This window comes from Massilia sp. 2TAF26, from assembly GCF_052115005.1.
Lineage (GTDB): Bacteria > Pseudomonadota > Gammaproteobacteria > Burkholderiales > Burkholderiaceae_D > Telluria.
Genome location: NZ_JBFRFV010000012.1, coordinates 106,406 through 132,975, shown reverse-complemented (window position 1 = coordinate 132,975; position 26,570 = coordinate 106,406). Strand labels below are relative to the sequence as shown.

At 65.9% G+C, this 26,570-nt stretch carries 25 protein-coding genes; 15 read left to right on the top strand and 10 right to left on the bottom strand.

The window, feature by feature from the left end; all coding sequences use genetic code 11:
• Positions 1-129 precede the first annotated feature (129 nt).
• Together AB4Z32_RS14715 and AB4Z32_RS14710 are read left to right on the top strand one after the other, a co-directional pair.
• Positions 130-1,983, top strand: coding sequence for a CHASE domain-containing protein (locus AB4Z32_RS14715; RefSeq protein ID WP_442122593.1), 1,854 nt, complete (start codon positions 130-132; stop codon positions 1,981-1,983).
• Positions 1,984-2,347: 364 nt separating this feature from the next.
• Entirely contained in the window at positions 2,348-3,148 is an 801-nt protein-coding gene (locus AB4Z32_RS14710) for a glycine-rich domain-containing protein (protein ID WP_442122592.1), read from the top strand.
• A gap of 74 nt (positions 3,149-3,222) precedes the next feature.
• Here AB4Z32_RS14710 and AB4Z32_RS14705 read toward each other — a convergent pair whose 3' ends face one another.
• Together AB4Z32_RS14705 and AB4Z32_RS14700 are read right to left on the bottom strand one after the other, a co-directional pair.
• Entirely contained in the window at positions 3,223-3,498 is a 276-nt protein-coding gene (locus AB4Z32_RS14705) for a hypothetical protein (RefSeq protein ID WP_442122591.1), read from the bottom strand.
• Between the two features lie 158 nt (positions 3,499-3,656).
• Positions 3,657-4,544 carry an NAD-dependent epimerase/dehydratase family protein gene (locus AB4Z32_RS14700; RefSeq protein WP_442122590.1) on the bottom strand — a complete coding sequence of 296 codons (888 nt, stop codon included), beginning with the start codon at positions 4,542-4,544 and terminating at the stop codon, positions 3,657-3,659.
• Between the two features lie 12 nt (positions 4,545-4,556).
• Between AB4Z32_RS14700 and AB4Z32_RS14695 the strand changes: the two genes are divergently transcribed.
• The 5 genes from AB4Z32_RS14695 (at position 4,557) to AB4Z32_RS14675 (ending at position 8,878) form a co-directional block, all read left to right on the top strand.
• A complete protein-coding gene (locus AB4Z32_RS14695; RefSeq protein ID WP_442122589.1) occupies positions 4,557-5,585 on the top strand; it encodes a CDP-6-deoxy-delta-3,4-glucoseen reductase in 1,029 nt (342 codons plus the stop codon).
• Positions 5,586-5,618: 33 nt separating this feature from the next.
• Positions 5,619-6,356, top strand: a complete 738-nt coding sequence (locus AB4Z32_RS14690; protein WP_442122588.1) for a class I SAM-dependent methyltransferase — start codon at positions 5,619-5,621, stop codon at positions 6,354-6,356.
• A gap of 140 nt (positions 6,357-6,496) precedes the next feature.
• Positions 6,497-7,756, top strand: a complete 1,260-nt coding sequence (locus tag AB4Z32_RS14685; protein WP_442122587.1) for an MFS transporter — start codon at positions 6,497-6,499, stop codon at positions 7,754-7,756.
• Positions 7,753-8,418, top strand: coding sequence for a DUF1345 domain-containing protein (locus tag AB4Z32_RS14680; RefSeq protein ID WP_442122586.1), 666 nt, complete (start codon positions 7,753-7,755; stop codon positions 8,416-8,418). Before AB4Z32_RS14685 ends, AB4Z32_RS14680 begins: the two co-directional genes overlap by 4 nt.
• A gap of 76 nt (positions 8,419-8,494) precedes the next feature.
• Complete coding sequence (locus AB4Z32_RS14675) at positions 8,495-8,878, top strand: HPF/RaiA family ribosome-associated protein (RefSeq protein WP_442122585.1); 384 nt, start codon at positions 8,495-8,497, stop codon at positions 8,876-8,878.
• Here the strand turns inward: AB4Z32_RS14675 and AB4Z32_RS14670 are convergent.
• Positions 8,872-9,681 (bottom strand): helical backbone metal receptor, encoded by an 810-nt coding sequence (locus AB4Z32_RS14670; protein WP_442122584.1) that lies wholly within the window; start codon positions 9,679-9,681, stop codon positions 8,872-8,874. The two genes, AB4Z32_RS14675 and AB4Z32_RS14670, sit on opposite strands and share 7 nt — an antisense overlap.
• A 107-nt stretch (positions 9,682-9,788) precedes the next feature.
• On the opposite strand from AB4Z32_RS14670, the gene AB4Z32_RS14665 reads away from it, so the two are divergent.
• Complete coding sequence (locus AB4Z32_RS14665; RefSeq protein WP_442122583.1) at positions 9,789-10,748, top strand: GGDEF domain-containing protein; 960 nt, start codon at positions 9,789-9,791, stop codon at positions 10,746-10,748.
• 85 nt (positions 10,749-10,833) lie between these two features.
• A complete protein-coding gene (gene sbcB / locus AB4Z32_RS14660; RefSeq protein ID WP_442122582.1) occupies positions 10,834-12,288 on the top strand; it encodes an exodeoxyribonuclease I in 1,455 nt (484 codons plus the stop codon).
• Between the two features lie 39 nt (positions 12,289-12,327).
• Here sbcB and pyrF read toward each other — a convergent pair whose 3' ends face one another.
• Positions 12,328-13,149, bottom strand: a complete 822-nt coding sequence (pyrF, locus tag AB4Z32_RS14655; protein WP_442122581.1) for an orotidine-5'-phosphate decarboxylase — start codon at positions 13,147-13,149, stop codon at positions 12,328-12,330.
• Between the two features lie 203 nt (positions 13,150-13,352).
• Between pyrF and AB4Z32_RS14650 the strand changes: the two genes are divergently transcribed.
• Genes AB4Z32_RS14650 through AB4Z32_RS14635 form a run of 4 tightly spaced genes read left to right on the top strand, consistent with a single transcriptional unit; the run spans position 13,353 to position 16,173 of the window.
• Positions 13,353-13,931, top strand: coding sequence for a LemA family protein (locus AB4Z32_RS14650; RefSeq protein ID WP_442122623.1), 579 nt, complete (start codon positions 13,353-13,355; stop codon positions 13,929-13,931).
• A gap of 13 nt (positions 13,932-13,944) precedes the next feature.
• Complete coding sequence (locus tag AB4Z32_RS14645; RefSeq protein ID WP_442122580.1) at positions 13,945-14,817, top strand: TPM domain-containing protein; 873 nt, start codon at positions 13,945-13,947, stop codon at positions 14,815-14,817.
• Entirely contained in the window at positions 14,817-15,338 is a 522-nt protein-coding gene (locus AB4Z32_RS14640) for a TPM domain-containing protein (RefSeq protein WP_442122579.1), read from the top strand. Before AB4Z32_RS14645 ends, AB4Z32_RS14640 begins: the two co-directional genes overlap by 1 nt.
• A gap of 58 nt (positions 15,339-15,396) precedes the next feature.
• A complete protein-coding gene (locus AB4Z32_RS14635) occupies positions 15,397-16,173 on the top strand; it encodes an SDR family NAD(P)-dependent oxidoreductase (protein ID WP_442122578.1) in 777 nt (258 codons plus the stop codon).
• Positions 16,174-16,720: 547 nt separating this feature from the next.
• On the opposite strand, the gene AB4Z32_RS14630 is transcribed toward AB4Z32_RS14635, so the two are convergent.
• On the bottom strand, positions 16,721-16,963 hold the full coding sequence (locus AB4Z32_RS14630; RefSeq protein ID WP_442122577.1) for a hypothetical protein: 243 nt from the start codon (positions 16,961-16,963) through the stop codon (positions 16,721-16,723).
• Between the two features lie 245 nt (positions 16,964-17,208).
• Here AB4Z32_RS14630 and AB4Z32_RS14625 point away from each other — a divergent pair, with 245 nt between their 5' ends.
• Together AB4Z32_RS14625 and AB4Z32_RS14620 are read left to right on the top strand one after the other, a co-directional pair.
• Positions 17,209-17,601, top strand: a complete 393-nt coding sequence (locus AB4Z32_RS14625; protein WP_442122576.1) for a VanZ family protein — start codon at positions 17,209-17,211, stop codon at positions 17,599-17,601.
• A 165-nt stretch (positions 17,602-17,766) separates the two neighbouring features.
• Positions 17,767-18,315, top strand: coding sequence for a hypothetical protein (locus tag AB4Z32_RS14620; protein ID WP_442122575.1), 549 nt, complete (start codon positions 17,767-17,769; stop codon positions 18,313-18,315).
• A gap of 168 nt (positions 18,316-18,483) precedes the next feature.
• Here the strand turns inward: AB4Z32_RS14620 and AB4Z32_RS14615 are convergent, their stop codons facing one another.
• The 5 genes from AB4Z32_RS14615 to galT all read right to left on the bottom strand — a co-directional run bounded on the left by AB4Z32_RS14615 (position 18,484) and on the right by galT (position 26,381).
• Positions 18,484-21,111, bottom strand: coding sequence for an NAD(P)-binding protein (locus AB4Z32_RS14615; protein ID WP_442122574.1), 2,628 nt, complete (start codon positions 21,109-21,111; stop codon positions 18,484-18,486).
• 165 nt (positions 21,112-21,276) lie between these two features.
• On the bottom strand, positions 21,277-23,085 hold the full coding sequence (locus tag AB4Z32_RS14610) for a glycoside hydrolase family 2 protein (RefSeq protein WP_442122573.1): 1,809 nt from the start codon (positions 23,083-23,085) through the stop codon (positions 21,277-21,279).
• A complete protein-coding gene (galK, locus tag AB4Z32_RS14605; RefSeq protein WP_442122572.1) occupies positions 23,072-24,172 on the bottom strand; it encodes a galactokinase in 1,101 nt (366 codons plus the stop codon). Before galK ends, AB4Z32_RS14610 begins: the two co-directional genes overlap by 14 nt.
• Complete coding sequence (locus tag AB4Z32_RS14600) at positions 24,169-25,272, bottom strand: M24 family metallopeptidase (protein WP_442122571.1); 1,104 nt, start codon at positions 25,270-25,272, stop codon at positions 24,169-24,171. The genes galK and AB4Z32_RS14600 overlap by 4 nt, the downstream gene beginning before the upstream one ends.
• Positions 25,269-26,381 (bottom strand): galactose-1-phosphate uridylyltransferase, encoded by a 1,113-nt coding sequence (gene galT, locus AB4Z32_RS14595; protein ID WP_442122570.1) that lies wholly within the window; start codon positions 26,379-26,381, stop codon positions 25,269-25,271. The genes AB4Z32_RS14600 and galT overlap by 4 nt, the downstream gene beginning before the upstream one ends.
• Positions 26,382-26,570 lie beyond the last annotated feature (189 nt).

Here is a 26,570-nt window from a genome sequence, read left to right as displayed (position 1 = left end):
CGCCGCCTCCGCCGAAGCCCGGTTCCTGCCGGGCTTTTTTTTCGCCCCGGCCACAACTAGTCGAACAGCTAGGTACGTCCTCCCTCCAAAGACCGTAAGTTGCTGTTGGTTACTATTCAGGGATAGCCGATGTCGAGGGTACTGAGAGACGCATTTTCGGTCACCCGGTTCTCGTTCTGGACCGGACTGCTGCTGTCGTCCCTGATCGGCGGCATCGCCCATCTGTTCACGGCGCGTTCGATCGAGAGCGATGCCCAGCAGCGCTTTTTCAACCACTGCAAGTACGCCCAGAGCGTGATCGCAGTCCGGATCAAGTCCTATACCGACCTGCTGCGCGCCAGCGCCAGCACCCTGCAGAGCGCCGACACCGTGACGCAGCGCCTGTTCCACGATTACGTGAACGGCCTGAACCTGGCAAGGGATTATCCCGCCCTCGACTTCATCAATTTCGCCGTGTACGTCCGCGCGAGCGAGCGCCAGGACTTCGTGCGCCGTTTGCGCGCCGAAAAGAGCGCGCTCGGGGCCCGCGCCGCCCAACTGGACATCGTGCCGCCGAATACCCGGCCAGCCTATCTTCCGGTTGCCTATATCGAGCCGCAGGGGCAGCTGTCCGGCATGTACGGGTATGACCTGATGAGCAATCCCTATTTCGGCGACATGTTGTCGCGGGAGCGGGACGAAGGCACGGTGCAGGCCTCCGGCACGCCGATCCCGGTGCTGTCCCGTCCGAACGATGTCTATCTCGGCATGCGCATGCCCGTCTACCGGGCAGGCTTGCGGCGCGACAGCGTCGAGCAGCGCCGTACCGCCTACCTGGGATCGATCGGGATTGCCTTCAGCGTCACCAAGCTGCTGAAAGGGGTGATGGAAGAAATCTCGGTGCCGGACCTGAGGATGACCCTGTACGAGACCGGCCCCCATGTGGACGACGAAGCCGGCGACGATCCGGGGCGCAAGATGACGCTGTACGACAGCCAGGGCACCCTCGAGCGTCCCAGCCCTCCGCTCGACACCAGGCACGACCTGTTCACGGTGACCCTGCCGCTGGATTTCAACGGCCGTCCGTGGACGACCGTCTTCAGCGTGCCCAAGTCCGCCCTGTACACCGACTTCGACGTGCATTATCCGAACCTGATGATGGCTTTCGGTTTTCTCGGCTCGATGCTGCTGTTCGCACTGGTGCAGACGTTGACGTCGTCGCGCCGCGCCGCTCTCGAACTGGCGAAGGAGATGACCAGCGAACTGCGCGAGAGCCAGAACAAGCTGCAGCTGTCGCACCACAAGCTGCGCCGCCTTGCCGATCATGCCTACCAGATCAAGGAGCTGGAACGCAAACGCATCGCGCGCGAGATCCACGACGATCTCGGCCAGAACCTGCTGGCGCTGCGCATCGAAGGCGAGATGCTGGCCGCCCGCACCAAGGCAAGCCATCGCCACCTGCATGGACGCGCGCGCGAGACGCTGCAGCAGATCGATACCATCATCAAGAGCGTGCGCCAGATCATCAACGACCTGCGCCCAACCGTACTCGACCTCGGCCTGTCGGCAGCCGTCGAGTGGCAGGTCAACCAGTTCGAGCGGCGCACCGGCATCCCCTGCGAACTGCGCAACGAGCAGGGAGAGATCGCCCTGCCCGACCACTGCGCAACCGCATTTTTCCGCATCCTGCAGGAATCGCTGACCAATGTCGTGCGCCATGCGAACGCGACCAGGGTCTGGGTCGAGCTGAGCCTGAACGACGGCTGGCTGTCGCTCATGGTGCGGGATAACGGTTGCGGCCTGCCGCCGGGCGGACATCACAAGTCCGGGTCCTTCGGCCTGGTCGGGATCGAGGAACGCGTCATCATCCTCGGCGGCACCTGTTCCGTGTTCAGCAAGCCCGGCGGCGGCACGACGGTGACGGTCTCGGCACCGGTCGTGAACGCACCCGAACATCTTCTGCAGGAACATCAGGAGCACGGCGCCGGTTCGGCCGTCATCTGAAGCAACCGGCGCCGATGCAGGCCGGCTCATCGCCCTCTTCCCTTTCTTCTGCGCCAGAGGCCTTGGCTCGCTATTCGCCATCGCGCACGGCCTTGCGCTGATCGGCGCACAGCGGTTCCCGCTTTAGTACACCACTTTCCTTTGATAAATGTCAAATTAAAAACAAAAAACTTTAACAAATATCAAAGCCTGAGCTTATTTCCTAAATTACATTAATCACATGCAACGCACATCAAGAAGTCTGAAAACGTTGCTAAAAATCATCATGCACAATTGGTAAATAGTTCAGCAGTTGCAGTGGATAGAATTACAATACAAAAGGGAAGCTGTTCAAAACATGCTGTCAATAAATTTGAGGATGATCATGAACGCCAACGACCTGTTCAAAGCAGTGACCGAGCTCGACCTGGAACCGATCAAGATGAAGCTGATGCACGTCGAATCGGGAGAAGGCTGGAGCCTGGAGAAAGTCAACGCTGTAGAAAAGGAATACCGGCGCTTCCTGTGCCTGATGAAGCTGTATCCTGAAGAAGATACGTCGCCCCTGGCCGATGTCGATACGTTCTGGCACTACCACATCCTCGATACCATGAAGTACGCCACCGACTGCGAGCGCGTGTTCGGCTACTTCCTGCACCACTATCCCTACGTCGGCATGGACGGCAGCGAAGAAGATGAACAGTTCCGCCTCGACAGCGGCGACCGCATGCGCGACCTGTACGAAGCCACCTTCGGCGAGGCCTACCCGGGATCGTCCGTGGAAGCCGCCGAAGCGACCGCCTTCTGCGCAGGACCGTCGCGCGACAAGCTGAAAGCAATCGATACGAACGTCTCCGGCGCGATCGCCTTCTGCGCAGGCCCCTCGCGCGACAGGCTGAAAGCAATCGATACGAACGTCTCCGGCGCGATCGCCTTCTGCGCAGGCCCCTCGCGCGACAGGCTGAAAGCAATCGGTACGAACGTCTCCGGCGCGATCGCCTTCTGCGCGGGCCCCTCGCGCGACAGGTTGAAAGCACGCGTCACGGACATCTCAAGCGCCGTCGCCTTCTGTGCAGGACCGTCGCGCGACAAACTGAAAGCACGCGTCACGGACATCTCCAGCGCCGTCGCCTTCTGCGCAGGCCCTTCGCGCGACAGGCTGCAAGCCGAAGCCTGCCACCAATGACATCACCCTGATCCGGCCTTCCGCGCCGGATCTGCGCCGGGACCGGTTCTTGAGCCGGCCCGGCTTCCGGCGTTTCAGGCCGCGGCGGTCCCGGCGTCGGACTCGCTGCCGGCCCGCACCATCAGCGCGCGCAGTTCGCGAATGCTGTAATCGGATACCTCGTGCATGCGCAGCAGGATGGTCGCGCCGATCGGCAGCGTATTGTGGCGGATCTTGCTGATCACCGGCGGTGCGACTTCGAGCACGCGCGACAGCGCAGCGTCGTTCTTGAGCCTGAGTTTGCCGATGATGGCGTCGAGAACCCGGTTCGGGTCGTAGATGGAACCCTCCGGTATCCTTCTGATGGGCATGGTCTTCTTTCTAAAATAACAATCCGTGGGATATTCTTCACAACCCTTATAGGGTCGTGAAAAATCCGATAGTTTTGGGGTATAGGTAGTATTTATATGGCTGCGAGGCAGCTACCCCGAATGATACACGGACCAGTTATCTTTTGCTTAAGAGCACCTTATTTCGCCATTTCCAGCACCGCCTCCTCGACCCGCGGGTGATGCAGCCGGGCCCGCAATTCGCGCCTGATGCGGCGGTTGTCGAGCCGGCGCGACTCCGACATGAAGGACAGCAGCATCGGCGAGACCGCCTTTTCCAGCTCTGCGCGCGGCAGGCGCGGCGGGCGCGGCAGTCCGAAGGCGTCGGCCACCAGGTCGAAGTACTCTCCCATCTTCATGTGGCTATCGTCGCTGGCGTTGTAGGCGCGGCCGGGCCGGGCGCGGAACAGGGCCAGCAGGGCCAGGCGGGCGAGATCGTCGGCGTGGATGTGGTTGGTGTAGACGTCGTCCGCCGCCGCCAGCGCGGGCGTGCCCTGGCGCAGCCGCTCGAGCGGCAGGCGCTCCGCCGCATAGATGCCGGGGGCGCGCAGGATGGACACCTGTCCGCCCGTGCCGACGGCCCAGGCGCGCAGCACCTGTTCGGCGTCGACGCGGCGCCGGGCGCGGGCGTTGCGGGCGGCGCGCGGCGCGGTCTCGTCGATCAGGGCGCCGCCACGGTCGCCATAAACGCCGGAGGTGCTGATATAAACGACATGGGTCCCCTCGGGTAGAATGGCGGTCAAATTTCGTGTGCGCAAGTCCAGAGCGCCCTGCCGCGGCGGCGGCGCCAGGTGCACGACCCATGGCGCGAGCCGCGCCAGGCGGCGCAGCGTTTCCGGCCGGTCGAGATCGGCCACGATGGGAACCGCCCCCGCGGCCCGCAGCTCGGCGCGGCGCGCCGGCTGGCTGGTGACGGCGAACACGCGAAAGCGCTCCCTGACCAGCGGCAGCAGCCGCATGCCGACATCGCCGCAGCCCACGATCAGGAGGCGCGGCTTGTTGAACCTGATATTGTTTAAAGTATTCATTCCGAGGATTGTATGACGTTCCAGATTACCGTTCAGCCCAGCGGCCACCACTACGAATGCGAGCAGGACGAAACCGTGCTCGCGGCGGCGATCCGCTCCGGCATCGGACTGCCGTATGGCTGCAAGAACGGCGCCTGCGGCTCCTGCAAGGGCAAGGTCGTCGAAGGGACCATCCACCACAAGCCGCACCAGCAGCGCGCCCTGTCCGAACAGGAAAAGCTGCAGGGCTATGCGCTGATGTGCTGCGCCGTCCCCGAAGGCGACGTGACGATCGAGGCGCGCGAAGTCGGCGGCAGCACCGACTACCCGGTGCGCAAGATGCCGACCCGCGTGACCGCGATCCGCCGCGCCGCGCCGGACGTGGCCATCCTCAGCCTGCAACTGCCGGCCAACGAAGCCCTCGCCTACCGCGCCGGCCAGTACGTCGAATTCATGCTGAAGGACGGCAAGCGCCGCGCCTACAGCATCGCCAATGCGCCCTCCTTCAGCGGTCCGCTGGAACTGCACGTCCGGCACCTGCCGGGCGGCCTGTTCACCGACCACGTGTTCTCGACCATGAAGGAGCGCGACATCCTGCGCTTCGAAGGCCCGCTCGGCACCTTCTTCCTGCGCGAGGAATCCGCCAAGCCGATCGTGCTGCTGGCTTCGGGCACCGGCTTCGCGCCGGTCAAGGCCCTGGTCGAGCACATGATCCACCTGAAATCGGAGCGCCCGGTCCACCTGTACTGGGGCGGCCGCCGTCCGCAGGACCTGTACATGCACGAACTGTGCGAACAGTGGGCGCGCGAGCTGCCGCACTTCCGCTACGTGCCGGTGATCTCGGATGCCCTGCCGGAAGATGCGTGGACGGGCCGCGGCGGCTACGTGCACGCCGCCGTGATGCAGGATATTCCCGACCTGTCGGGCTACCAGGTGTATGCTTGCGGTGCGCCCATCATGGTCGACTCCGCGCGCCGCGACTACGTGGCGCAGTGCGGCCTGCCGGCCGAAGAATTCTACGCCGACGCCTTCACCACGGAGGCCGACCTGGCGCAGTCCTGAGGCGCTTTCTCAACTTCGATGAAGGGTCCAACCATGCGTAATCCGCTTCGCTCCGCCCTCGCCTTTTCCGCACTCTCCGCCGCGCTGCTGGCCGGCGGCTTCGTGCACGCCGCCGACCAGCCGGCCGCTTCCGGCTACCAGGCCGCGATCGCCAGCCCGATCCGCACCGACGACGACCGCAAGACCGACGCCAAGCGCAAGCCGGCCGAGTTCCTGGCCTTCGCCGGGGTCCGTCCCGGCATGAAGGCCCTCGACATCGCCTCGGGCGGCGGTTCCACCGCGTCCCTGCTGACGGCGGCGGTGGGTCCGAAGGGCGAAGTGTGGGCCCAGAACCCGAAGCCGAATCCCAAGCTGCAGGAACGCGTGGGCGGCTCGACCCTGCCCAACCTGCACGCGGTGGTCGCGGATTTCAACGATCCGGTCCCGAAAGGCACGCCGCCGCTGGACCTCATCACCATCAACATGTCCTACCACGACATCGCCAACACCCCGACCGACCGCGCGGCGATGAACAAGCGCCTGTACGAAGCGCTGAAACCGGGCGGCGAGCTGGTCATCATCGACAACGCGGCCAAGAAGGGCGCCGGCCTGACGGCCACCAAGACCCTGCACCGCATCGACGAAGACACCGTGGTCCAGGAAGTCACCAGGGCCGGCTTCAAGCTCGATACACGCAGCGACTACCTGCACGTGGCCTCGGACCCGCGCGAGCAGCCTTTCTTCAAGATGGAGACGCCGGACGACAAGTTTGCGTTGCGGTTCAAGAAGTAGACGGCCCGTCGTTCCCGCGATGGCGGGGACCCGTGCCCACCCTAGGTCATTGCGGCCGCGCGCGGCCGTAATGACTGCGCACGATCCCGACATCAGGCACAATGAGCGTTGGCATTCCTGCCACCATCTCATTCCACTTTATGTCACTGATTTCCCCCTCGGGCCGCCTCGGCGTCCTGCGCAACCGTAATCTCGCCTTCTATCTTTCCGCCCGCTTCCTGGGCACGCTCGCGGTCCAGATGCAGAGCGTGGCCATCGGCTGGCAGGTGTACCAGATCACCCACAGCCTGTTCGACCTCGGCCTGATCGGCCTGGCCCAGTTCGCGCCCTTCCTGGTGTTGATCCTGTGGGCCGGCCACGTCGCCGATACCCATAACCGCCGTACCATCGTCCTGTGGTGCCTGGGCACCCAGCTGCTGTGCAGCCTGCTGCTGGTGCTGTTCACCCTGTCCGGCAGCACCGTCGTGTGGCCGGTGTATGCGGTGCTGGTGCTGTACGGCAGCGCGCGCGCCTTCATGATGCCGGCCCAGCAGGCCGTGCTGCGCAACCTGGTGTCGACCCAGGAGTTCTCGCAGGCGGTCGCGCTGAGTTCCTCGAACATGCAGGTCGCGATCATCCTCGGCCCGGTGCTGGGCGGCCTGCTGTACGTGTTCGGGCCGAACGTCGTGTATGCGGTGTCGAGCACCCTGCTGGCGGTGTCGGTGCTGCTGATGAAAGGCACCGAGAGCGCGCCGCAGGCCAGAACCCGGGCCCCGGTCAGCTGGCATACCCTGCTCGAGGGCCTGCGCTTCGTGTGGAGCCGCCCGATCGTGCTGGGCGCGATCTCGCTCGACCTGTTCGCGGTGCTGTTCGGCGGCGCCACCGCCCTGCTGCCGGCCTATGCCCACGACGTGCTTGCCGCCGGCCCCACCAGCCTGGGCCTGCTGCGCACCGCGCCCGGCGCCGGCGCGGCCCTGTGTTCGATCGCGCTGGCCTTCTGGCCGATCACGCGCAGGGTCGGCGCCTGGATGTTCGGCGGGGTCGCCCTGTTCGGCGCCGCCACCGTCACCATGGGCCTGGTCCACAGCTTCGGCGTCGCCCTGGTCGCTTTGTTCCTGCTCGGCGTCGGCGACATGATCAGCGTCTACATCCGCCACCTGCTGGTGCAGTACGAGACGCCGGACGAGATCCGCGGCCGCGTCAGCGCCGTCAACTCCGTCTTCATCGGCGCCTCGAACGAGCTGGGCGAATTCGAATCGGGCCTGACCGCCAGCTGGTTCGGCCTGGTGCGGGCGATCCTGTTCGGCGGCGCCGCCACGCTGGTGGTCACCGGCACCTGGATGAAGCTGTTCCCGGTGCTGTCGCGCATGGACCGCTTCCCCCACCACGAGGCGGAAGTCGCCGCACAGAAAGCCGGATGATGGACAAGAGCTTCCTCCGCCACCTCATCCACAACCGGCCGCACCTGACGCTGGCGATCGCGCTCGGCGCCGCCGTCGGCCTGCTGTGGCCGGAGTCCCATCCCTGGCTGCGGCGCGCCCTGCTCGGCTGGAATACGGGGGTCTGGTCCTACCTGCTGGGGATGGGGTGGATGATGCTGCGGGCCGACCACGACAAGGTCCGCAGGATCGCGAGCAGGGATGACGAGAGCGCCGGCACCGTGCTGTTCTCGCTGGTCGTCGGCGCCATGCTGAGCCTGTACGCCATCATCTCCGAACTGGCGCACATGGACCACCTGCCCGCCAACAAGATCGCCATGCACTACGCCTTCACCGCCTTCACGGTGATCGGTTCCTGGCTGCTGGTCGGCGTGCTGTTCTGCCTGCACTACGCCCACCTCTACTACCGCGCGCCCGTTCATCAGCGGCCGCTGCGCTTCCCGGACGAGGGGCTGGAACCGGATTACTGGGACTTCCTGTACTTCTCGTTCACGATCGCGGTCGCGGTCCAGACCTCGGACGTCTCGGTGATGACGCGCCCGATGCGCAAGCTGGTGCTCGGCCATTCGGTGCTGGCCTTCTTCTTCAACGTGCTGATCCTGGGCCTGTCGGTGAACATCGCGGCCAGCCTCGTAAACAGCTGAGCGCGTCCATCTGGGCGCGGCGAATTCCGGGGACGGTGTAAGATCGTTTCAACAGTGTCAACTATTGGAGTGATTTATGGAAATCAACGTTAATACCGACAACACCATCGACCGCCACCAGGGTCTCGACGAACGCGTGCGCGACCTCGTCGAATCGAGCGTCGGCCGTTTCGAGCAGGTCCGCCGCGTGGATGTCCACCTGAGCAACCAGAACGACCAGAAACACGAAGATGGCGACAATTACTGCATGATGGAAGCGCGCGTGGCCGGCTACGATCCGGTGGTCGTGCACGCCCACGCCGCCGACCTGCACCTGTCGATCTCGGGCGCGGCCGGCAAACTGAAGCGCGCACTGGACAGCGCAATGGGCCGCCTCAACGACAAGAACAAGCGCGATGCCGTCCCGCTGGATCCCGAGGTTCCGATCGAGTCCTACAAGGGCCTCACCGACAATCAGTAAGTTCCATCCACCAGCGCCCTGAGGCTTCCAAGGTATCGCAGGCCTTCGAGGGCGCGGCTGCCGTACCACGACATCATCTCGCCGTCGACCAGGAACACCGGAATGCCGATCTGCTTTTCCAGCGCATCGGCATGCTCTTCGGTGAAGCGATAGGGCTCGGTCGACAGCAGCACCGCATCGAGCCCGTCCACCAATCCCTGCGACCAGTCGAAACGCGGATAGCGCTCGCCCTGCCCCAGCGCCGGCACCTGCCAGCCCAGTTCGGCCAGCATGCTGGCGATATAGGTCTCCTTCGAAACCGTCATCCACGGATCCTGCCAGATGCAGTACAGCACCGTGCGCGCCGGTCCGGGAGGAAGCCGCTTCAGGGATGCGTATTCGGCTTCGAAGCCGGCGCACCAGCGCTCCGCCGCGTCGCTCGCACCGAAGATCCCGCCCATCAGGCGCGCCAGTGCCAGGTTGTCGCGCGGCGCATTCGGATGCGTGACCACCACGTGCGGCACGAATTCCGCCAGCCGCTCCACGGTCGGCTTCTCGTTTTCGTCGATGTTGACCACCACGTGGGTCGGCGCCAGCTTGCGGATCTTCTCGATGTTGACGTCCTTGGTGCCGCCGACCTTGGGGATCGCGGCGACCACGTCGCGGGGATGAATGCAGAAGCCGGTGCGCCCGGCCAGCTTGCCGGCCAGGCCCAGCTCGCACAGCAGTTCGGTAATCGAAGGCACCAGGCAGACGATGCGGGCATCCGGCGCGGGGTCGTGACGCTGCCCGAGTGCGTCGACAAGAGGATTCGATGGATTCATCCCTCTATTGGAACACTGTTGTTTATCCGGCGCCAAGTCTCGGCGTAGTTGTTGCAATGGGTTATGATTTCGAGCTTGTCAATATTCTTCATCGACCCGGGCTACCATTGAACCTCACCGGCACCTTCGGCGCATCCCGCTACGCGATCCGCGACCTGCAGCTGTTCCGCGACGCCGACACCCCGGCGGTGGCGACGCTGCTGGCCGCCTGCCCGGTGGTCGGCGTCAGCAAGGGTGAACCGGTCGAGGACGGGCTGCGCGCCCGCCTCTACGTTGTGCTGTCGGGCTCGCTCGGCGTGCAGCCGGCCACCGCCGCCGGCGAAGGCGAGATCCAGCGCATCCTGCCCGGCGAAAGCGTGGGCGAGCAGTCGGTGCTGGACGATGCCGCCAACCTCGACGCCATCACGGCCCTGGAAGACAGCGAACTGCTGGTGATCGAACCCGACATGGTGTGGCGCCTGATCGACGAAGCCAACGGCGTCGCCCGCAACCTGCTGCGCATGCTGTCCTTCCGCATCCGCGCCGCCAACGCCCTGCTGCGGCGGCGCCAGAAGCTGGGCGAGTTCTACCGCCAGCTGTCGATGAACGACGGCCTGACCGGGCTGTACAACCGCGCCTGGCTGAACGACATGCTGCCCAAGCTGGTCGCCCGCAGCCGCATGGACGGCACCCCGCTGTCGCTGGTGATGATCGACCTCGACCACTTCAAGCGCTTCAACGATACCCATGGCCACATGGCCGGCGATACCGCCCTCGCCACCGCCGCCGCCGCGATCCGCAGCGCCCTGCGGCCGTCCGACTTTGCGGTGCGCTACGGCGGCGAGGAGCTGATGGCGATCCTGCCGAACACCAACCGCACCCTGGCGGTAATGGTGGCCGAGCGCCTGTGCGGGCGCATGCGCGAGGCGGTGGTGTTCGACGACATGCGCATCGCCCTGCCCCACATCACCGGTTCCTTCGGCGTCGCCAGCCTGGGTCCCGAACAGGACGAGCGCAGCCTGGTCGAAGCGGCCGACGCGGCCCTCTACCGCGCCAAGCAGGCCGGACGCGACCGCATCCACACCTGAAGGTTCCGTAACATCGCTTGCGGCTGGGCTGGGAATGAGCAAGCCGGCAAGTTAGAATGGCCCGTCGCAATTCATGAGTACCCCCGTGAGCAACCACACTTTCCTCTGGCACGACTACGAAACCTTCGGCGCGGTGCCGCGTCGCGATCGCCCGGCCCAGTTCGCCGCGATCCGCACGGACGCCGAGCTGAACGAGATCGGCGAGCCGGTCATGATCTATTGCCAGCCGGCGCCCGACTACCTGCCGGATCCCCAGGCCTGCCTGATCACCGGCATCACGCCCCAGCACTGCCTGGAGCATGGCGTGCCGGAGCACGAGTTCGCGCGGCAGATCTGCGACGCCTTCAGCGAGCCGGGCACGGTCGGGGTCGGCTACAACACCATCCGCTTCGACGACGAGGTCACGCGCTTCCTCTTCTGGCGCAACATGATCGACCCGTATGCGCGCGAATGGCAGAACGGCTGCGGCCGCTGGGACTTGCTGGACGTCGTGCGCATGACCTATGCGCTGCGCCCGGACGGCATCCAGTGGCCGATGCGCGAGGACGGCAAGCCCAGCTTCCGCCTCGAAGACCTGACCCGCGCCAACGGCCTGGCGCACGAGGCCGCGCACGACGCCCTGTCCGACGTGCGCGCCACCATCGCGATGGCACGCCTGATCCGCAGCAAGCAGCCGAAGCTGTTCGACTTCTGCCTGGAACTGCGCCGCAAGGACAAGGTGGCCAGCGAGATGGGCCTGCACCTGGAGCGCAGCCAGCGCCGCCCCGTCCTGCACGTGTCCGGCATGTTCCCGGCCGAGCGCGGCTGCCTCGGCCTGGTGTGGCCGCTGGCCTCCCACCCGACCAACAAGAACGAGGTGCTGGTCTGGGATTGCCGCCACGACCCCTCCGAGCTGTTCGCCCTGAGCGTGGACACGATCCGCGAGCGCCTCTTCACGCGCGCCGCCGAGATGCCCGAGGGCGTCTCCCGGCTGCCGATCAAGAGTGTGCACCTGAATAAATCGCCGATGCTGGTCGGGAACCTCAAGACCCTCAACCCGGTGCTGGCGGCGAAGTGGGAGCTGGACGTCGAACAATGCCTGGCGCACGCACGCATTGCGGCCGGCGGGCCGGACATGAGCGCGGTGTGGCAGAAGGTGTTCCAGCGCCCTGGCGCCGAGCCGGGTGCCGGTGTCGATGTCGACGAAGACCTGTACGGCGGCTTCGTCTCGCAGGGCGACCGCCGCCAGCTGGAAGCGCTGCGCATCGAGCAGCCGGCACGCCTGGCCCAGCGCCAGCCCAGCTTCGAGGACGAAAGGCTGGCCCAACTGCTGTTCCGCTACCGCTGCCGCAACTTCCCGCACACGCTGCAGGAGCATGAGCTGGAAAGCTGGGAAGCGCACCGCGCGGCGCGGCTGTTCGACGGCCTGGGCGGGGCGCGCACCATCGAGCAGCTGTTCACCGAGATCGATGCGCTGTCGGAGACGGCGGATGAGCGTGCCGAGGAGATCCTGGGGGCGCTCTACGATTACGCGGAGTCGATTGCGCCGCAGCGGTATTGATTGTTATGCGTGGGCACGGTGTGCCCACGCCAAGGTCGGTTACGCGCGATACTGGTTGATCGCGTCGCGCGTCTCCATCGCCACGCGGCGCGCCGCGGCGGCGAAATCTTCATCGCCCTGCGGCTGCGCGTACAGGATGGCGCGCGAGGAATTGATCATCATGCCGGCGCCATCGGCCGTGCGGCCTGATTTCACGGTCGCCTCGATGTCGCCGCCCTGGGCGCCGATGCCCGGCACCAGCAGCGGCATGTCGCCCACCAGGGCGCGCACCTGGGCCAGCTCCTGCGGGAAGGTGGCGCCGACCACCAGCGCGCACTGTCCATGCCGGTTCCACTTGTCCGCCACCAGCTGGGCCACGTGCTGGTACAGCGGGCGTCCGCCGACGTCGAGGAACTGCAGGTCGGAGCCGCCCGCGTTCGAGGTCCGGCACAGGACGATCACGCCGCGGTCCGGCCACTCCATATACGGTTCGACCGAGTCGAAGCCCATGTAGGGGCTGACGGTGACGGCATCGGCGCCGTAACGGTCGAAGGCTTCGCGCGCGTACTGGCGCGCGGTGGCGCCGATGTCGCCGCGCTTGGCGTCCAGGATCAGGGGGATGTGCGGATAACGCTGTTTCAGGTAATGGCAGACCGTTTCGAGCTGGTCTTCGGCGCCGAGGGCGGCGAAATAGGCGATCTGCGGCTTGAAGGCGCAGGCCAGGTCGGCGGTCGCGTCGATGATGGCCTTGCAGAATTCGGCGATGCCGTCCGGCCGGTCGCGCATCTGTTCTGGCAAGCGCTCGAGGTCGGGATCGAGTCCGACGCACAGCAGGGAATCGTTGCTGCGCCAGGCGGCATTCAGCTTGTCGATGAAGTTCATGGCAGGCCCTTGTCTCTTGTTGCAAACCCACTATTGTACCGCGCCGCGCCCGCGCTGCCGACCCTGCATATGGGCAGGACGCCACAGCATGGCCAATTCGGGTATATTTTTATTATTCGACAACTGGCGATGGATACCCGACGATGCAAAAGACGAACAAGCCCACCTCTATGACGCCTTCCCTGTTCACGCGCCTGGCCGGCATGCTGCTGGCCGCGGTCCTGGCCGGTTCCGCACTGTCGGGCTGCGGCTATAACGAATTCCAGACCAAGGACGAGGCGACCAAGGCGGCCTGGAGCGAGGTCGTCAACCAGTACCAGCGCCGCGCCGACCTGATTCCGAACCTGGTCAACACGGTCAAGGGCTATGCCTCGCACGAGAAGGATACGCTGGAAGCCGTCACCCGGGCGCGCGCCGCCGCCACCAGCTTCCAGATCACCCCGGAAGTGCTGAACAATCCGGAAGCCTTCCAGAAATTCCAGCAGGTGCAGGGCGAACTGAGCAGCGCGCTGTCGCGCCTGATGGCAGTGTCCGAGAACTACCCGAACCTGAAGGCCGACACCCAGTTCCGCGACCTGCAGTCGCAGCTGGAGGGCACCGAGAACCGCATCACCGTGGCACGCCAGCGCTACATCGCCTCGGTCCAGGAGTACAACGTGCTGGCGCGCAGCTTCCCGACCAACCTGACGGCCAAGATGTTCGGCTACCAGCCCAAGCCTTCCTTCACCGTCGAGAACGAGCGCTCGATCTCGACCGCGCCGAAGGTCGACTTCGGCAAGTGACGGGAGCGTCGCGATGAACCCGGTGCTGCGCCTGTTCCAGGGCCTTGCCCTCGCCTTCGTCCTGCTGCTCGCCGGGCAGGCCCACGCACAGCTCAAGCCGGTGCCGCCGCTGACGGCGCGCGTCACCGACCAGGCCGGGATGCTGACGGCCGAGCAGCGCCAGAACCTGGAACGCGTGCTGGCCGACTACGAGACCCAGACCGGCAGCCAGATCGCGGTGCTGCTGGTGAAGTCGACCGAACCCGAGGCCATCGAGCAGTACGGCATCCGCGTCACCGACGCCTGGAAGCTGGGCCGCAAGGGCGTCGACGACGGCGTGCTGCTGCTGGTCGCGCGCGACAACCCCTCCTCGCTGCGGCGCCTGCGCATCGAGGCCGGGCGCGGCGTGCAGGGCGTGCTGACCGATGCCCAGTCCAAGCGCATCCTGCAGGACACCATCGCGCCCCACTTCCGCCAGAACGATTACTACGGCGGCCTGGTCGCCGGCGTGGGCGCCATCTCCGCGCTGCTGAACCAGGAAAAATTCCCTGCGCCACAGGCCCAGCAGGGGCAGGCGCAGCAGCAGGCCGAGGACGGCGTCGACGGCCCCGGCATCGTGATGAGCATCTTCTTCATCGTCATCGGGATGGTGGTCCTGCGCTCGCTGTTCGGCCGGCGCCGCGGCCGCTTCGTGCAGCCGGGTCCCGGCGGAGGCTGGAACCATGGCTGGAACAGCGGCGCGGCCGGCTTCGTCCTCGGCAATATTCTCAGCAATTTGGAAAACCAGCGGCGCGGTGGTGGCGGCTTCTCGGGCAGCGGCGGCTTTTCCGACAGCGGCTTTTCGGGCGGCGGCTTTTCCGGCGGCGGCGGGACCTTCGACGGCGGCGGCGCCTCGGGAGACTGGTGATGGACGCGCCACAACATCAACCCGGCCGCCTGCGCCGCGCCCTGCGCCACCTGCTCAGCACCAGGACCGAGGCGGCGCGCATCTTCCCGCCTGACACGCTGACGGCCATCGCCGAGGCGATCACGGCCGGCGAGCGGACCCACCGCGGCGAAGTCCGGCTGATCGTCGAGAAATCCCTGCCGCTGGCGGCGGTCTGGGCCGACGTGACGAACCGCCAGCGCGCGCTGGCCCTGTTCGCCGACTACGGCATCTGGGATACCGAGGAGAATTGCGGCGTTCTCATCTACGTCAACCTGGCCGACCACAAGGTCGACATCGTGGCCGACCGCGGCATCGACCGCCGGATCGAGCCGGCCACCTGGCAGGCGGTCTGCCGCACGATGACGGCGGGCTTCGCCCAGGGACGCTTTCACGAGGCTACGCTGGATGCCGTCGGCCAGGTCAATGCGCTGCTGCGCCAGCACTTCCCGGCGAACGGCGCGCGGCCTAACGAATTGCCCGACAAGCCGCTGATGCTGTAGCGTCGAGGCTCAGGCCGCCCGGTACAATGGCATTTTCAGCCACCCAGGAAAGCCAGCCATGAAACTTGCCCAGAAAGTCGCCATCGTCACCGGAGCCAGCCGGGGAATCGGATATGCCTGCGCCGAACGCCTGGTGCGCGAAGGCGCGCGCGTGATGCTGGTCGACGTGCGCCAGGAAGGCGCGGCGGCGGCCGAAGCGCTCGGCGACAATGCCCGCTTCTTTTGCGCCGACGTCAGCCAGAAATCCGACGTCGACGCCATGCTGGCCGCGACCCTGGCCGCCTTCGGCCAGGTCGACATCCTGGTCAACAATGCCGGCGTCACCCACGCCGCCGATTTCCTCGAGCTGGCCGAGGAAGACTTCGACCGCGTGCTGCGCGTCAACCTGAAGTCGATGTTCCTGTGCAGCCAGGCGGTGGCGCGCGAGATGGTCAAGCGCAATGACACGGACAAGCGCGGCTGCATCATCAATATGTCGAGCGTGAACGCCGAGCTGACCATCCCCAACCAGATCCCCTATGTCGTCTCGAAAGGCGGCGTGAACCAGCTGACCCGGGTGGCGGCGATCGCCCTGGCCGAACACGGCATCCGCGTGAATGCGATCGGCCCCGGCACCATCCTGACCGAGCTGGCGAAGAATGCCGTGATGGGCAGCCCGGAAGCGCGCCACACGATCCTGTCGCGCACGCCGCTGGGCCGCTGCGGCGAGCCGGAGGAGATCGCCGGCATCGCGGCCTTCCTCGCCAGCGACGACGCCTCGTATATCACCGGCCAGACTTTGTACGCGGACGGCGGCAGGATGGCGCTGAATTACACGGTACCGGTAAAGGAATGAAGCGGACCAGGGTGAGCCCATCAATTATCATTTATGTGAATATCACATATCCATAAACAAAATTGGACATATATATCGCGCCGCAACATAATCTCACCTGTCTCCACTATTCTCCTCCAAGAAAATAGTTTGAAGCCCGCCGATGAAGCGGGCTTTTTTTTATCTGTCGCCTGGGTTTCGTTCGGGGATTATCAATAGACCGATCTCAACCGAGTTCGTTCTCAGCCAGCCGACGATTGCTTGAGGCGTGTCATGTCCGGGTCACATTCGCCTCCTATACTGGGTTCATCTGCATACACGCAACCGATACGCGTGATCGCAGAAAGGCGTACCGCAAAGCGGTGCGCCGCACCGAATTCCGCGTCTCTTGGCCCTGATCTTGGGTTGTGCCCGTCCTCCGTTGGCGGGCATTTTTTTTTGTTCCGTATGATTAATGTCGAGAATGCAACGCAACAAATAAAAATGTCCCGCAATGCTTGAACCAGTCAGGGATTTCGCTATCATGAATTTCGCGCTTGCGTTTTTTCATGGAGCCAGTCCTATGACTTTACCTGAAGCGATGTCCCCACCCCAGCAGCAGCAATCCCAGCCATCGCGCCGGCGACAGCACTTCGCCGACGACTACCTTGTCCTCAGCGAACTCAACCCGCGCATGGTCATCGACCACCTCGACGATGAAGAACAGCCTCTTCACGTATTGACCTTCGGCAGCGTCCGCGAGATCTGCCCGAAATGCCGGACACACCAGCTCAAGCTCGTCCTGCGACAGCAAACCGTCCGCGTCGCCCATCTTTTCTGCGCCGAATGCGAAAGCTGCTTCGACGCACATTACCCCAACGGGACACCCGCGCTCACGATCTGACGCGGTCCCGCCCTTGGCCGACGTTCCGTAACACGGTTCGCCGAGGCCAGGGGCCAAGCCTTCCTGATACCGTTTCACTCATGGCAAGGCGCAGCGGCCGTGCGGACGTTCTCGCAGGCGTCATGGTAAGGTGTGCGTTTTCCTGATACCAGTTGTTCCTTGCCATGAATGCCATGCTGTCCCAGTTGCTGCTCCACCCTCGCCTGCGCTACGCCTGCCTTGCCTGCGCCGTTCTGATGTACCTGGCAATCGTGGTGACCGGCAATATTCCTGGTGCGCGCGCCGACATCGGCGAGCTTGCGTCCGGCGTCGTGCTGCATTCGACCGCGTATGCCATCCTGGCCGGCCTGTGCTTCCTCGGCAGCACCGGCAGCCCGGCCGCGCGCGCCGTCAAGGCCGTGCTGGCGGTCGCCCTGATGGGCGCCGGCGACGAATTCATCCAGAGTTTCTTTCCCTATCGCGGCGCCAACGTGCATGACTGGGAAGTCGATTGCACTGCCGCCATCCTGACGGTCCTACTGTTATGCGCCGTGCTGCCGAAATCGGTCCTGGCAACGAAACGCTGAGTCGCACGCCACGCCGAATTCCACTATCCCTCGACGTCCTTGACGTGGCTCATGCCCAACCCGAGTCAGCTGGAACGTCGCTCCCAAACGCGCCTCTTATTCGAGTGGCACACGATATCATCACGCACCTACCTGACCTATCCATCCCATCAGAAGGAGTTGATCATGAAGCTAAAACACCAGAGCGTACTCCTGGCAGGCTTGCTGACGCTGGCTTTCGGGCTGTCCGCGTGTAAATCCATGCAGGGCGACAAGGGCAGCATGGAAAGCGGCAGCTCCACCAGCAGCGGCGGCAGCGGCGGCATGTCCGGCACCGGCAGCTCGGGCAGCTCGGGCACCTCGGGCAGCGGCACCTCCAGCAGCGGCTATGAGGGTGGCGGCGGCACCGCGAGCGCCACCACCGGCCAGGGTTCCATGGGCGCCTCGGCGGCGGGTTCGTCCACGGCGGCGAGCTCGAGCCCGAACGCCACCGTGATGGCGGTCGAAGTCGTGCCGCGCACGGCCAGCGGCATGGCGGGCGCGGGTTCGGTCGGCGCGGCGGCAGTGGGCGGCAGCGGCAGCAGCGGCACCACCGGCAGTTCCTCGTCCGAGCGCGTCTACCGCGTGACCCTGCGCATGGACGATGGCAGCACCCAGGTGATCACCCAGGAAACCACGCCGGATTTCCGCAGCGGAGACCGGGTCAACCTGTCCGACGGCATGATCAAGCACTGAACAGCCGCGCCAGGCCGGACGAGCGGCGCTCAATAAACGCGCTCCACCAGATGGCCCCGCTGTGCCAGCAGCCGGGGCAGCATACCCAGCCCGACGAAAGTCCCGCTGTTCTCACGCATCAGGCAAGAGCAGCAGGGGCAAGCCGGCCCGGGCGAAGGGGCCCATCGCCTACTCCGCGCTGGCTTTCTGGGTGCGGGCGCGCTTGTCGAGGACGATTTCGGCGCCCCGCTTGCCGGCCAGCAGGGCGTGATCGGAGTTGTAGTACTCCCACTCGCTGTAGCGGCCAACCAGGGTGATGTCGAACTGCTTCAGCCAGGCCTTGCAGGTCTCGACATTGAGCGCACGCTGGTGGTCGTAGAGCACATAGGCGTAGGGCATGTCGACCTGGTTGCTGACGAGGATACGGTCGCCTTCGCGGATCATGCCGACCCGGCGGCAATCCTCGATCGCGCGGGCGATCAGTTCCTCGCCGTCGAGCGGCAGCGGCTTGGTCGGCGAATACGAGATCTCGCAGGTGAAGCCGAAGCCGCCCGGCGGATTGCATGCGGGCGCAGCGTTCCCCTGCACGAAGATGCGGTGAAAGATCGTGTCTTCAGGGTAGTAGATCCAGTGCTTGTCGGTGACGACGCGCTTATTGTCAATTCCTAAGCCGATGTTGACGCAGCGGATCGACACATGGCGCAGGCCACGGGCGGCATTCCTCACCTCTTCCGGCGCCTCGTCGCCGATCGCCTTGATCAGCTCCGGCAGCGGCATGGTCGAGATCAGGTCGTCATAGCGGAAGCGGCGGCCGTCGGCCAGTGCCACGATGTGTTCGCGCGGCAGCACCTGCACGACTTCGGCGCCCAGCTCGATCTTGCCCTTGATATGCGGCAGGAAGCCGTTCATCAGCGCCTGGAAGCCGCCCTCGAGCGGATAACCGAAGCGCGCGTTCGGCCCGACCGGCTTGGGCGAAGGCTCGAGCGCACCCTGCACGATCTCTTCCAGGTTCGGCAGCGGTACGCGGCCGCCCAGCCAGGACGTCTCCATCTCGGCCAGCGGCACGGTCCAGAGCTTGCGGTTGTAGGGAATCGCGAAGTGCTTCGCGATTCCCTTGCCCCAGACCTTGTAGATGAACTGCTCGAAGTTGTTCACCTTGCCCCGCACCGAACGGTCGGTGTTGCAGACGTCGGCGGTGCCGTCGGCGCAGCAGTCGTCGATGGCCCGGGCCTCGTCGTCGAGCTGGGCGTCGTTGGCGGTGTAGCGGGCCTCGATGGCTCCCATCACGCACTCGGTGATGACCTTCGGCGGCAGGCCGTACAGCGCGCCCTGGAAGGGATAGCGGGTGTACACGCCCTTGCTGTAGATCCAGGCTTCGCGGTTCTGCCAGTGCACGTTATCGCCCAGCAGCACTTCGTACATCTTCAGCACATAGGGGTCGTTCGAGAACATGATGTGGCCGGCGTGATCGAAGGTGAAGCCCTTGTCTTCGATCGAGCGGCACCAGCCGCCGACGGTCTCGTTGCGGTCCAGCAGCAGCGCTTCCGCGCCCAGGTGGTAGGCGGCCGACAGCCCGGTCGGGCCGCCGCCGATGATGACGGTGCCGACATGGCGCGGACCCTGGCTGCGCAGCGGATTGACGTTCGGCGCGGCGCTGCCCGCCTGCGGCGCGGGCTGGCCGGCATCGTGCGAGGCGGTGCGCTGCATGGCCCCGCGTTCGCCGCGCACCGGCGTGGAATCGAGCAGCTCGTGCATGTGCCTGGCCGTGCTGTCCCAGGAAGTGGCAGCCACCACGGTTTTCATCGCCTCGACCATGTGTTCGCGCTGGGCCGGCGTCTGGGCAAGGGCCGCTTCGCAGGCGGCGACGAATTCGCGCGCGCCGCTGGCGATCGCGACCACGTGGCCATAGGGGTTGGCGACGTCGGCGATCGGCGTGCTCACGATCGGCAGCTGGGCCGCCATGTATTCGAGCACCTTGGTCGGGCTGATGAACTTGGTCGCCTCATTGATGGCGAAGGGCATCAGGCAGACGTCCCAGCCGGCCAGCAGGTCGGGCAAGGCGGCATACGGCTGCTGGCCCAGGTAGTGGATGTTGGCGCGGCGCGGCAGACGTTGCTCGTCGATCTTGACCACCGGGCCGGCCAGCACGAGCTGCCATTCCGGATGGGCGTCGGCGAGTTCGCCGACCAGCTCCGGGTCGAAACGCTCGTCCAGCACGCCGTAGAAGCCGAGGCGCGGATGCGGGATCTCGCGCTGCTGCGGATGGCTGCGGCTGCGGTCGAGGGCCTGCTGGAAATGCACCACATCGACGCTGCTGGGAAAGCAGTGCACGTTCGGGTGGCGGTGCTTCTTCGCCTCGTACAGGCTGGGGCCGCCGGCGAACACCAGGTCGGCGATGTTCAGCAGCGCGCTCTCGCGCTGCAGCAGCTGCTTCGGCGGATTCTTGAACGAGGCCAGCTCGTCCATGCAGTCGTAGAGGACCAGCGCGGGCTGGAGCGACTGCAGCAGGGGCAAGGCCATCGGCGTATAGAACCAGGCGATGACCTGCTCCCCTGGTGGTGCCAGCTGCGCCACCAGGGGCTGGAGCAGGCGCAGCTGGTCGTCATGGAAGCCGATGGCATGGATCGGGGTGTGCGCGCGGCACACGGTCACGTTCGGCGCGGGATTCGACCGCTGCATGAACGGGGCGCCGTCATCGTATTCCGGTTCCTCGACGAACAGGATCGGATAATGCTGCGCCAGGCGCGACAGCAGGTGCTGCGGCCGCTGGAATACGAAATCCCAGCGCAGGTGGCTGAAAACGACGATCGTAGTCATGATGGCTCCTTTGGTGGGAGCCTCGCAAATCTGCTGCGCGTTGCAGAGGCGGCCTGCGATGCTCGCCGTACCGTAAGTACGGCTGCGCTTCTCGCTCATGCATGCCTTCGCCCTCTGCGGCCGCTCGCGACGGTTTTCGAGGCCCCTGTAACTGTGTAAAGCACGTCAGGCGCCGCCTTGTCCTTTACCCTCCTTCTCAGGGTCTTGCGGGTGCAGCGGGACGTTGCGGGTTGCGGCGCTGATCACCTCGAAAGGCAGCTTGGGGGTACGGTCGGCGTTGAGCAGGCCGTTGGCTTCCTGGAAGGTGTCGGCGAACTGGGTGTAGCAGAAGCCGCTGAACATGAAGGTCTCGTTGACCACTTTCAGCAGGCGTTGGTACAGCGAGTGATAACTCTCGGCCGTATGGGCACGGGTATAGCCCCAGGTGCCGTCCTCGGGGGTCGCGTTCGGATCGAAGGCGATGCCGCCGAATTCGGTCAGCACGATGGGCTGGCCGCGATGCGGGAAGCCGTCCAGCGTCAGGATGCGTCCGCCGGGACGGCGCTGATCGAACAGCGTGCGCACGGGGTCGCTGACCTCGTAGCGTGCCTTGATCTTTTCCGGATCGCTGTCGTAGTCGTGGATGCCCAGGATGTCGGTGGCCGAGGCTTCCCAGCCGTCGTTGCCGATCACCGGGCGGGTCGCGTCGAGGGTGCGCGTCAGGTGGTACAGCGCCTCGACCGCGTTGCGGTGCGCCTGGGTCAGCGTCAGGTTCGGCACGCCCCAGGATTCGTTGAACGGCACCCACACGATGATGCAGGGGTGGCTGTAGTCGCGTTCGATGGCCTCGGTCCATTCCTTGACGATGCGCTTGATCGCATGCGGACTGAAGCGGTAAGCCGAGGGCATCTCTTCCCATACCAGCAGGCCCAGCTTGTCGGCCCAGTACAGGTAGCGCGGATCCTCGATCTTCTGGTGCTTGCGCACGCCGTTGAAGCCCATCAGCTTGGCCAGTTCGACGTCGCGCTTGAGGTGCTCGTCGCTTGGTGCGGTCAAGAAGGACTCGGTCCAGTAGCCCTGGTCCAGCACCAGGCGCAGCGGGTAGGGACGGCCATTCAGCAGCAGGCGGTCGCGGTTGATGTGGAAGGCGCGCAAGGCGGTATACGACTTGATGTGGTCGACCACCTGGTCGCCGCAGCGCAGGATCACCTCGGCGTCCAGCAGGGTCGGCCGCTCGGGGCTCCACAGCAACTCGTTCCGCGAATCGTCGATGCCGGGGTCGGACAGCGCGATCTTGCGGTTCGCCTCGCCCTGCAGCAGCTTGTAGTGATCGTCCGCCATCAGGATATCGCCATGCCAGATCTTGACCTCGACGAACATGTTCTCCTGGATGTCGCCGCCGGCGAATACCTCGCAGCCGATCTCGAAGGTCTCGAAGATCGGGGTCCAGCGCAGGCTCCTGATGAAGGTGCGCGAGACCTGCTCGACCCACACGGTCTGCCAGATGCCGGTGGTGCGCGGATACCAGATCGAGTGCGGCTCCAGCAGCCAGTCCTGCTTGCCGCGCGGCTTGGCCAGCTCGGCCGGATCGTCCTCGACGAACACGGTCACGACCTGCCTGCCGTCCGCCTTCAGCGCCTGCGTGATGTCGGCCGAGAACGGCGTGTGGCCTCCCTCGTGCTCGGCCACCAGTTGGCCGTTGACCCAGACCCGGGCGAAGTAGTCCACCGCGCCGAAGTGCAGGATCGTGCGCTGCTCGGATGGTTTCAGCTCGAAGTCGCGCTCGTACCAGCAGAAGCGGTGGAAGCCGGTGTCCTGGATGCCCGACATTTCGGTTTCCGGCGCGAAGGGCACGTTGATCTCATGGGTCCAGCCGGTCACGCCGTCCGGCATCCTGCAGCTCACCTCGTCGTCGAAACGGAAGCGCCACTTGCCGTTCAGGTTGATCCAATTGTCGCGTACCAGCTGGGGGCGGGGGTACTCAAACTGGCTCATTGTTTTCCTTTCCTTGGGCGGGAACCGGGATCAGGATGCGTCCCTTGCGTCCCTCTTTGTTGTAGTTGGAGAGTGCGGTTCGTGCCGCCTCTTGCGCCTGGCCGGCGCGGCACAGCGCCACGCAGGCGCCGCCGAAGCCGGCCCCGGTCAGGCGTGCGCCGAGCACGCCCGGCGCGGCGCGCAGGGCATCCACCAGCAGGTCCAGTTCGCGGATCGAGACTTCGTAGTCGTCGCGCAGGCTGTCGTGCGAGGCGTTCATCAGTTCGCCGAAACGCTCGGCCGATACGCCCTTTGCAGCTTCCAGCACGCGCAGGTCTTCCAGTACCACGTGGCGCGCGCGGCGGCGCAGCGGCTCGGGCAGCTGCTCGACGAGCTGCGGGTCGGTGACGTCGCGCAGGGCCTTGACACCCAGCTTGCGCGAGGCTTCCTCGCATTCGGAGCGGCGCTCGTTGTACTTGCTGGCGGCCAGGGTGCGCGGCACGCCGGAATCGATGACGATCAGCTCGCTCCCGGCCGGCATCTGGACCAGCCGGTGCTCCAGCGTGCGGGCGTCGATGAACAACATGCTGCGCTCGTCGCACAGGCTGGACGCCATCTGGTCCATGATGCCGCAGTTGACGTGGGCATAGTCGATCTCGGCGCGCTGGGCGATCTGGGCCAGCTTGACGTCGTCGAGCGGGAAGCCGAGCAGCTGGCGCAACGCGCGCAGGGTCGCGACTTCGAGCGCCGCCGAGGACGACAGGCCGGAACCGACCGGCAGCTCGGTGGTGACGAACACGCGCAGCGGCGGGATCTCGACCCCGGTGGCCTCGACCAGGCGGATGCAGCCTTCGATATAGCTGCCGAAGCCCTGCGGCGCGCTGCCGCCCTTCGCCGCGAAGGTCACGTTGCCGTCCAGGGTGCCGGAATACAGGTGGTGCTGGTCGTCCTGGCTGTGCGCCAGCGCCACCGAGGTGCGCTGGGGCGTGGCGACCGGCAGCATGAAGCCGTCGTTGTAGTCCGTGTGTTCGCCCAGCAGGTTGACCCGGCCGGGAGCCGATGCGCACGCCTCCGGGGCGCCGCCGAAGAAGGTTTCTGCACTTGTCATGTCAACTCCAGCCAAAGCGGCCGCACACGGCCGCCGATGTTCGCCGCCGGCCACTGCGGGTCGAGCGTCAGGTTTTCCAGTCCGTTCGCGCCGAGCAGGAAACTGTCCTCGATCACCATGCCCTCGAAGCCGGGGTTGAATGCGAAGGCCATGCCGGTCTCCAGTCCGGTCGCGGTGCTGGGGCTGACGGCGAGTTCGCAGGCCTGGTAGCCGGCGATGCCGCCCAGGCGCCGTTCGCGGATCGCATCCGGCCGGTTGGCGTGGCGATAGGCGGCGTCGAAGGCGTGATACACCGCCGCCAGCGACTGCCCGGGGCGTACCGCGTCCAGTCCGGTCGCCTCCAGGCGCAGCAGCTCCTGCTGGACGCCAGGCGCCGGCCCGAAGCTGGCCGAACGGGACAACCTGGCGATCAGGCCGTGCCTGCGCGCGCAGCAGGACAGCGTAGCGCGCGCGCCGAGGGTTTCATGCGAAGGCGTGGGCCGGCGCCACTGCCCCATCCGGCGTTCGCCGGCGGCCAGCACCAGCGCCGGCTCGATCCCGCGCCGCAGCAGGGCGCGCGCGCCCTCTCCCGCCAGCCGGTATTCGGTCCAGTCAGGGCGCGCAGCGCGCAGCGCTTCGCCGATCGCCTCGGCCGTTTCGCGGCCCAGCCGGCGGTAGCGTTCACTTTCCTCCACGCCCAGCACCATGCGGCGCAGCTTCAGGCTGGCGGGCAGCGCCAGTTCGCCGTTGTGCGGACGGTCGGACAGCACGGCGCGACCGGCGGCCGCGCCCAGCGCATAGGTCTCGTGCAGCTCGGGCTCGGTCCAGGGCGCGATGTGGAAGGTGAAGCCGGCCGGAATCTCTTCCTGGCGCAGGCGCTCGGCCTCGACCTCGTCGGTGAGCACGCAGGCTTCCTCGGGCGTGACCAGCAGTTCGGCCACGCAGGCCTCGCAGCCTTCCGGCGCGAACGGCGCGCCGCCCGCCGTCGCCCAGGCGAACCAGCCGGCGCCGCGCAGGCGGATTGCACCGGCGCCCGCCTGGGCCAGCGCTTCGCGCAGCAGGGCCAGCTTGGCGGCGGCTTCCGCGCCGCGCACCGCCAGCGGATCGGCGCTCACGCTCATGCGCCATCCTCCAGGTTCACTTCGACCTGCTGCAGCTCGTAGGCCGTGGTTTCGGGCAGCACGTCCATCGCGAACATGCCGGCCGCCAGCTCGGTGCCGGCCAGGTACTTCAGGCGGTCGCGGGTGCGGTACGGCGGATAGAACTGGCAGTGCAGCTGGGTTTCCGGATGCTCGGCGCCGTCGGTGGGCGCCTGGTACCACGCCATCAGGTAGGGGAAAGGCCGGTCCCACAGATTGTCGAACTTGAGCAGCACCGTCTTCAAGGCGCGCGCCAGGCTCGCGCGCTGCGGCGGGGTGAGCGCGGCGAAGTCCTTGCAGGGGGCGGTCGGCATCACCCACACCTCGTAGGGATAGCGGGCGCAGGCCGGCACGAAGGCGATCGCATGCTCGTCCTGGAACAGCACGCGCTTGCCGTCGGCGGCTTCGTCGCGCGCCATGTCGCACAGCAGGCTGGAGCCGTGCTGCAGGTAGTACTCGCGTTCCTGGGCCAGCTGGCGCGCCGGCACCGAGGGCACGAAGGGATAGCAGTAGATCTGGCCGTGCGGATGGTGCAGGGTCACGCCGACCTCCGCGCCGCGGTTCTCGAACGGCAGCACGTACTGGATGTGCTGGCGGCCGCCGATGCGGGTGGTGCGGTCGCCCCACACCTGCAGCAGCAGCTCGATGCGCGACAGCGGCAGCCGGCCCAGCGCGGCCTGCGGATCCTGGGTGAACACCACCACTTCGCAATGGCCGTTGGCCGGCGCGGTCGGCACCGTCAGCACCGGCGGATCGTGGGAATCCAGCGCCAGCGACGGGAAGCGGTTGTCGAACACCGCGATCTCGTAATCGCCGGCCGGCATCTCGGTCGGGTGCTGGGGGTCGCTGGTCGGGGCCAGCGGATTGTACTGCGGCGGCGGCTGGTAAGTCCTGTTTTGCCGGAACGCCGCATAGGTGACCCACTCGCCGCGCAGCGGATGCCAGCGCAGGTGCGGATTCGCATGTTGCGGGTCGGGAAATGGGCTCGGCGCAACCAGGCCGGCCGGGATCGGCTTGTTACTGTAGAGGGTGAGTGGGCGTCCGTCTGGCTTTACGAGTTCTTGGATGTGCATGGCGATGATGGCGGTCATGTCGGGTCAGTGACCGATCCTATCATGGCGTTTTCGACACATTTTCCAAGTGTCAGTGCAGGGTTTTCCGGCCATCAACAAGCTCATGCGGAAGGCTTCCGGCAAGCACAGGCTCGGGCGCCCACTCTCCTAGGGAGAGCGTGGAACGAGGGCAGTTTTCCCCTATGAAGCGGGACCTCTTGTAGGCTT

Coding starts and splice junctions, on each gene's coding strand:
- pyrF (WP_442122581.1), bottom strand. CDS start 13,149: ATGAACTTCATCGACAAGCTGAATGCCGCCTGGCGCAGCAACGATTCC.
- galK (WP_442122572.1), bottom strand. CDS start 24,172: ATGACAAGTGCAGAAACCTTCTTCGGCGGCGCCCCGGAGGCGTGCGCA.
- AB4Z32_RS14640 (WP_442122579.1), top strand. CDS start 14,817: ATGGACGCGCCACAACATCAACCCGGCCGCCTGCGCCGCGCCCTGCGC.
- galT (WP_442122570.1), bottom strand. CDS start 26,381: ATGACCGCCATCATCGCCATGCACATCCAAGAACTCGTAAAGCCAGAC.
- AB4Z32_RS14705 (WP_442122591.1), bottom strand. CDS start 3,498: ATGCCCATCAGAAGGATACCGGAGGGTTCCATCTACGACCCGAACCGG.
- AB4Z32_RS14630 (WP_442122577.1), bottom strand. CDS start 16,963: ATGGGCGACGCGGACGGTTTGCTGTCGCAGGACGAGCTTGAGCTGGTG.
- AB4Z32_RS14600 (WP_442122571.1), bottom strand. CDS start 25,272: ATGAGCGTGAGCGCCGATCCGCTGGCGGTGCGCGGCGCGGAAGCCGCC.
- AB4Z32_RS14670 (WP_442122584.1), bottom strand. CDS start 9,681: ATGAATCCATCGAATCCTCTTGTCGACGCACTCGGGCAGCGTCACGAC.
- AB4Z32_RS14715 (WP_442122593.1), top strand. CDS start 130: ATGTCGAGGGTACTGAGAGACGCATTTTCGGTCACCCGGTTCTCGTTC.
- AB4Z32_RS14610 (WP_442122573.1), bottom strand. CDS start 23,085: ATGAGCCAGTTTGAGTACCCCCGCCCCCAGCTGGTACGCGACAATTGG.
- AB4Z32_RS14710 (WP_442122592.1), top strand. CDS start 2,348: ATGAACGCCAACGACCTGTTCAAAGCAGTGACCGAGCTCGACCTGGAA.
- AB4Z32_RS14645 (WP_442122580.1), top strand. CDS start 13,945: ATGAACCCGGTGCTGCGCCTGTTCCAGGGCCTTGCCCTCGCCTTCGTC.
- AB4Z32_RS14625 (WP_442122576.1), top strand. CDS start 17,209: ATGCTGTCCCAGTTGCTGCTCCACCCTCGCCTGCGCTACGCCTGCCTT.
- AB4Z32_RS14685 (WP_442122587.1), top strand. CDS start 6,497: ATGTCACTGATTTCCCCCTCGGGCCGCCTCGGCGTCCTGCGCAACCGT.
- AB4Z32_RS14690 (WP_442122588.1), top strand. CDS start 5,619: ATGCGTAATCCGCTTCGCTCCGCCCTCGCCTTTTCCGCACTCTCCGCC.
- AB4Z32_RS14650 (WP_442122623.1), top strand. CDS start 13,353: ATGCTGCTGGCCGCGGTCCTGGCCGGTTCCGCACTGTCGGGCTGCGGC.
- AB4Z32_RS14695 (WP_442122589.1), top strand. CDS start 4,557: ATGACGTTCCAGATTACCGTTCAGCCCAGCGGCCACCACTACGAATGC.
- AB4Z32_RS14615 (WP_442122574.1), bottom strand. CDS start 21,111: ATGACTACGATCGTCGTTTTCAGCCACCTGCGCTGGGATTTCGTATTC.
- AB4Z32_RS14700 (WP_442122590.1), bottom strand. CDS start 4,544: ATGAATACTTTAAACAATATCAGGTTCAACAAGCCGCGCCTCCTGATC.
- AB4Z32_RS14680 (WP_442122586.1), top strand. CDS start 7,753: ATGATGGACAAGAGCTTCCTCCGCCACCTCATCCACAACCGGCCGCAC.
- AB4Z32_RS14635 (WP_442122578.1), top strand. CDS start 15,397: ATGAAACTTGCCCAGAAAGTCGCCATCGTCACCGGAGCCAGCCGGGGA.
- AB4Z32_RS14620 (WP_442122575.1), top strand. CDS start 17,767: ATGAAGCTAAAACACCAGAGCGTACTCCTGGCAGGCTTGCTGACGCTG.
- AB4Z32_RS14675 (WP_442122585.1), top strand. CDS start 8,495: ATGGAAATCAACGTTAATACCGACAACACCATCGACCGCCACCAGGGT.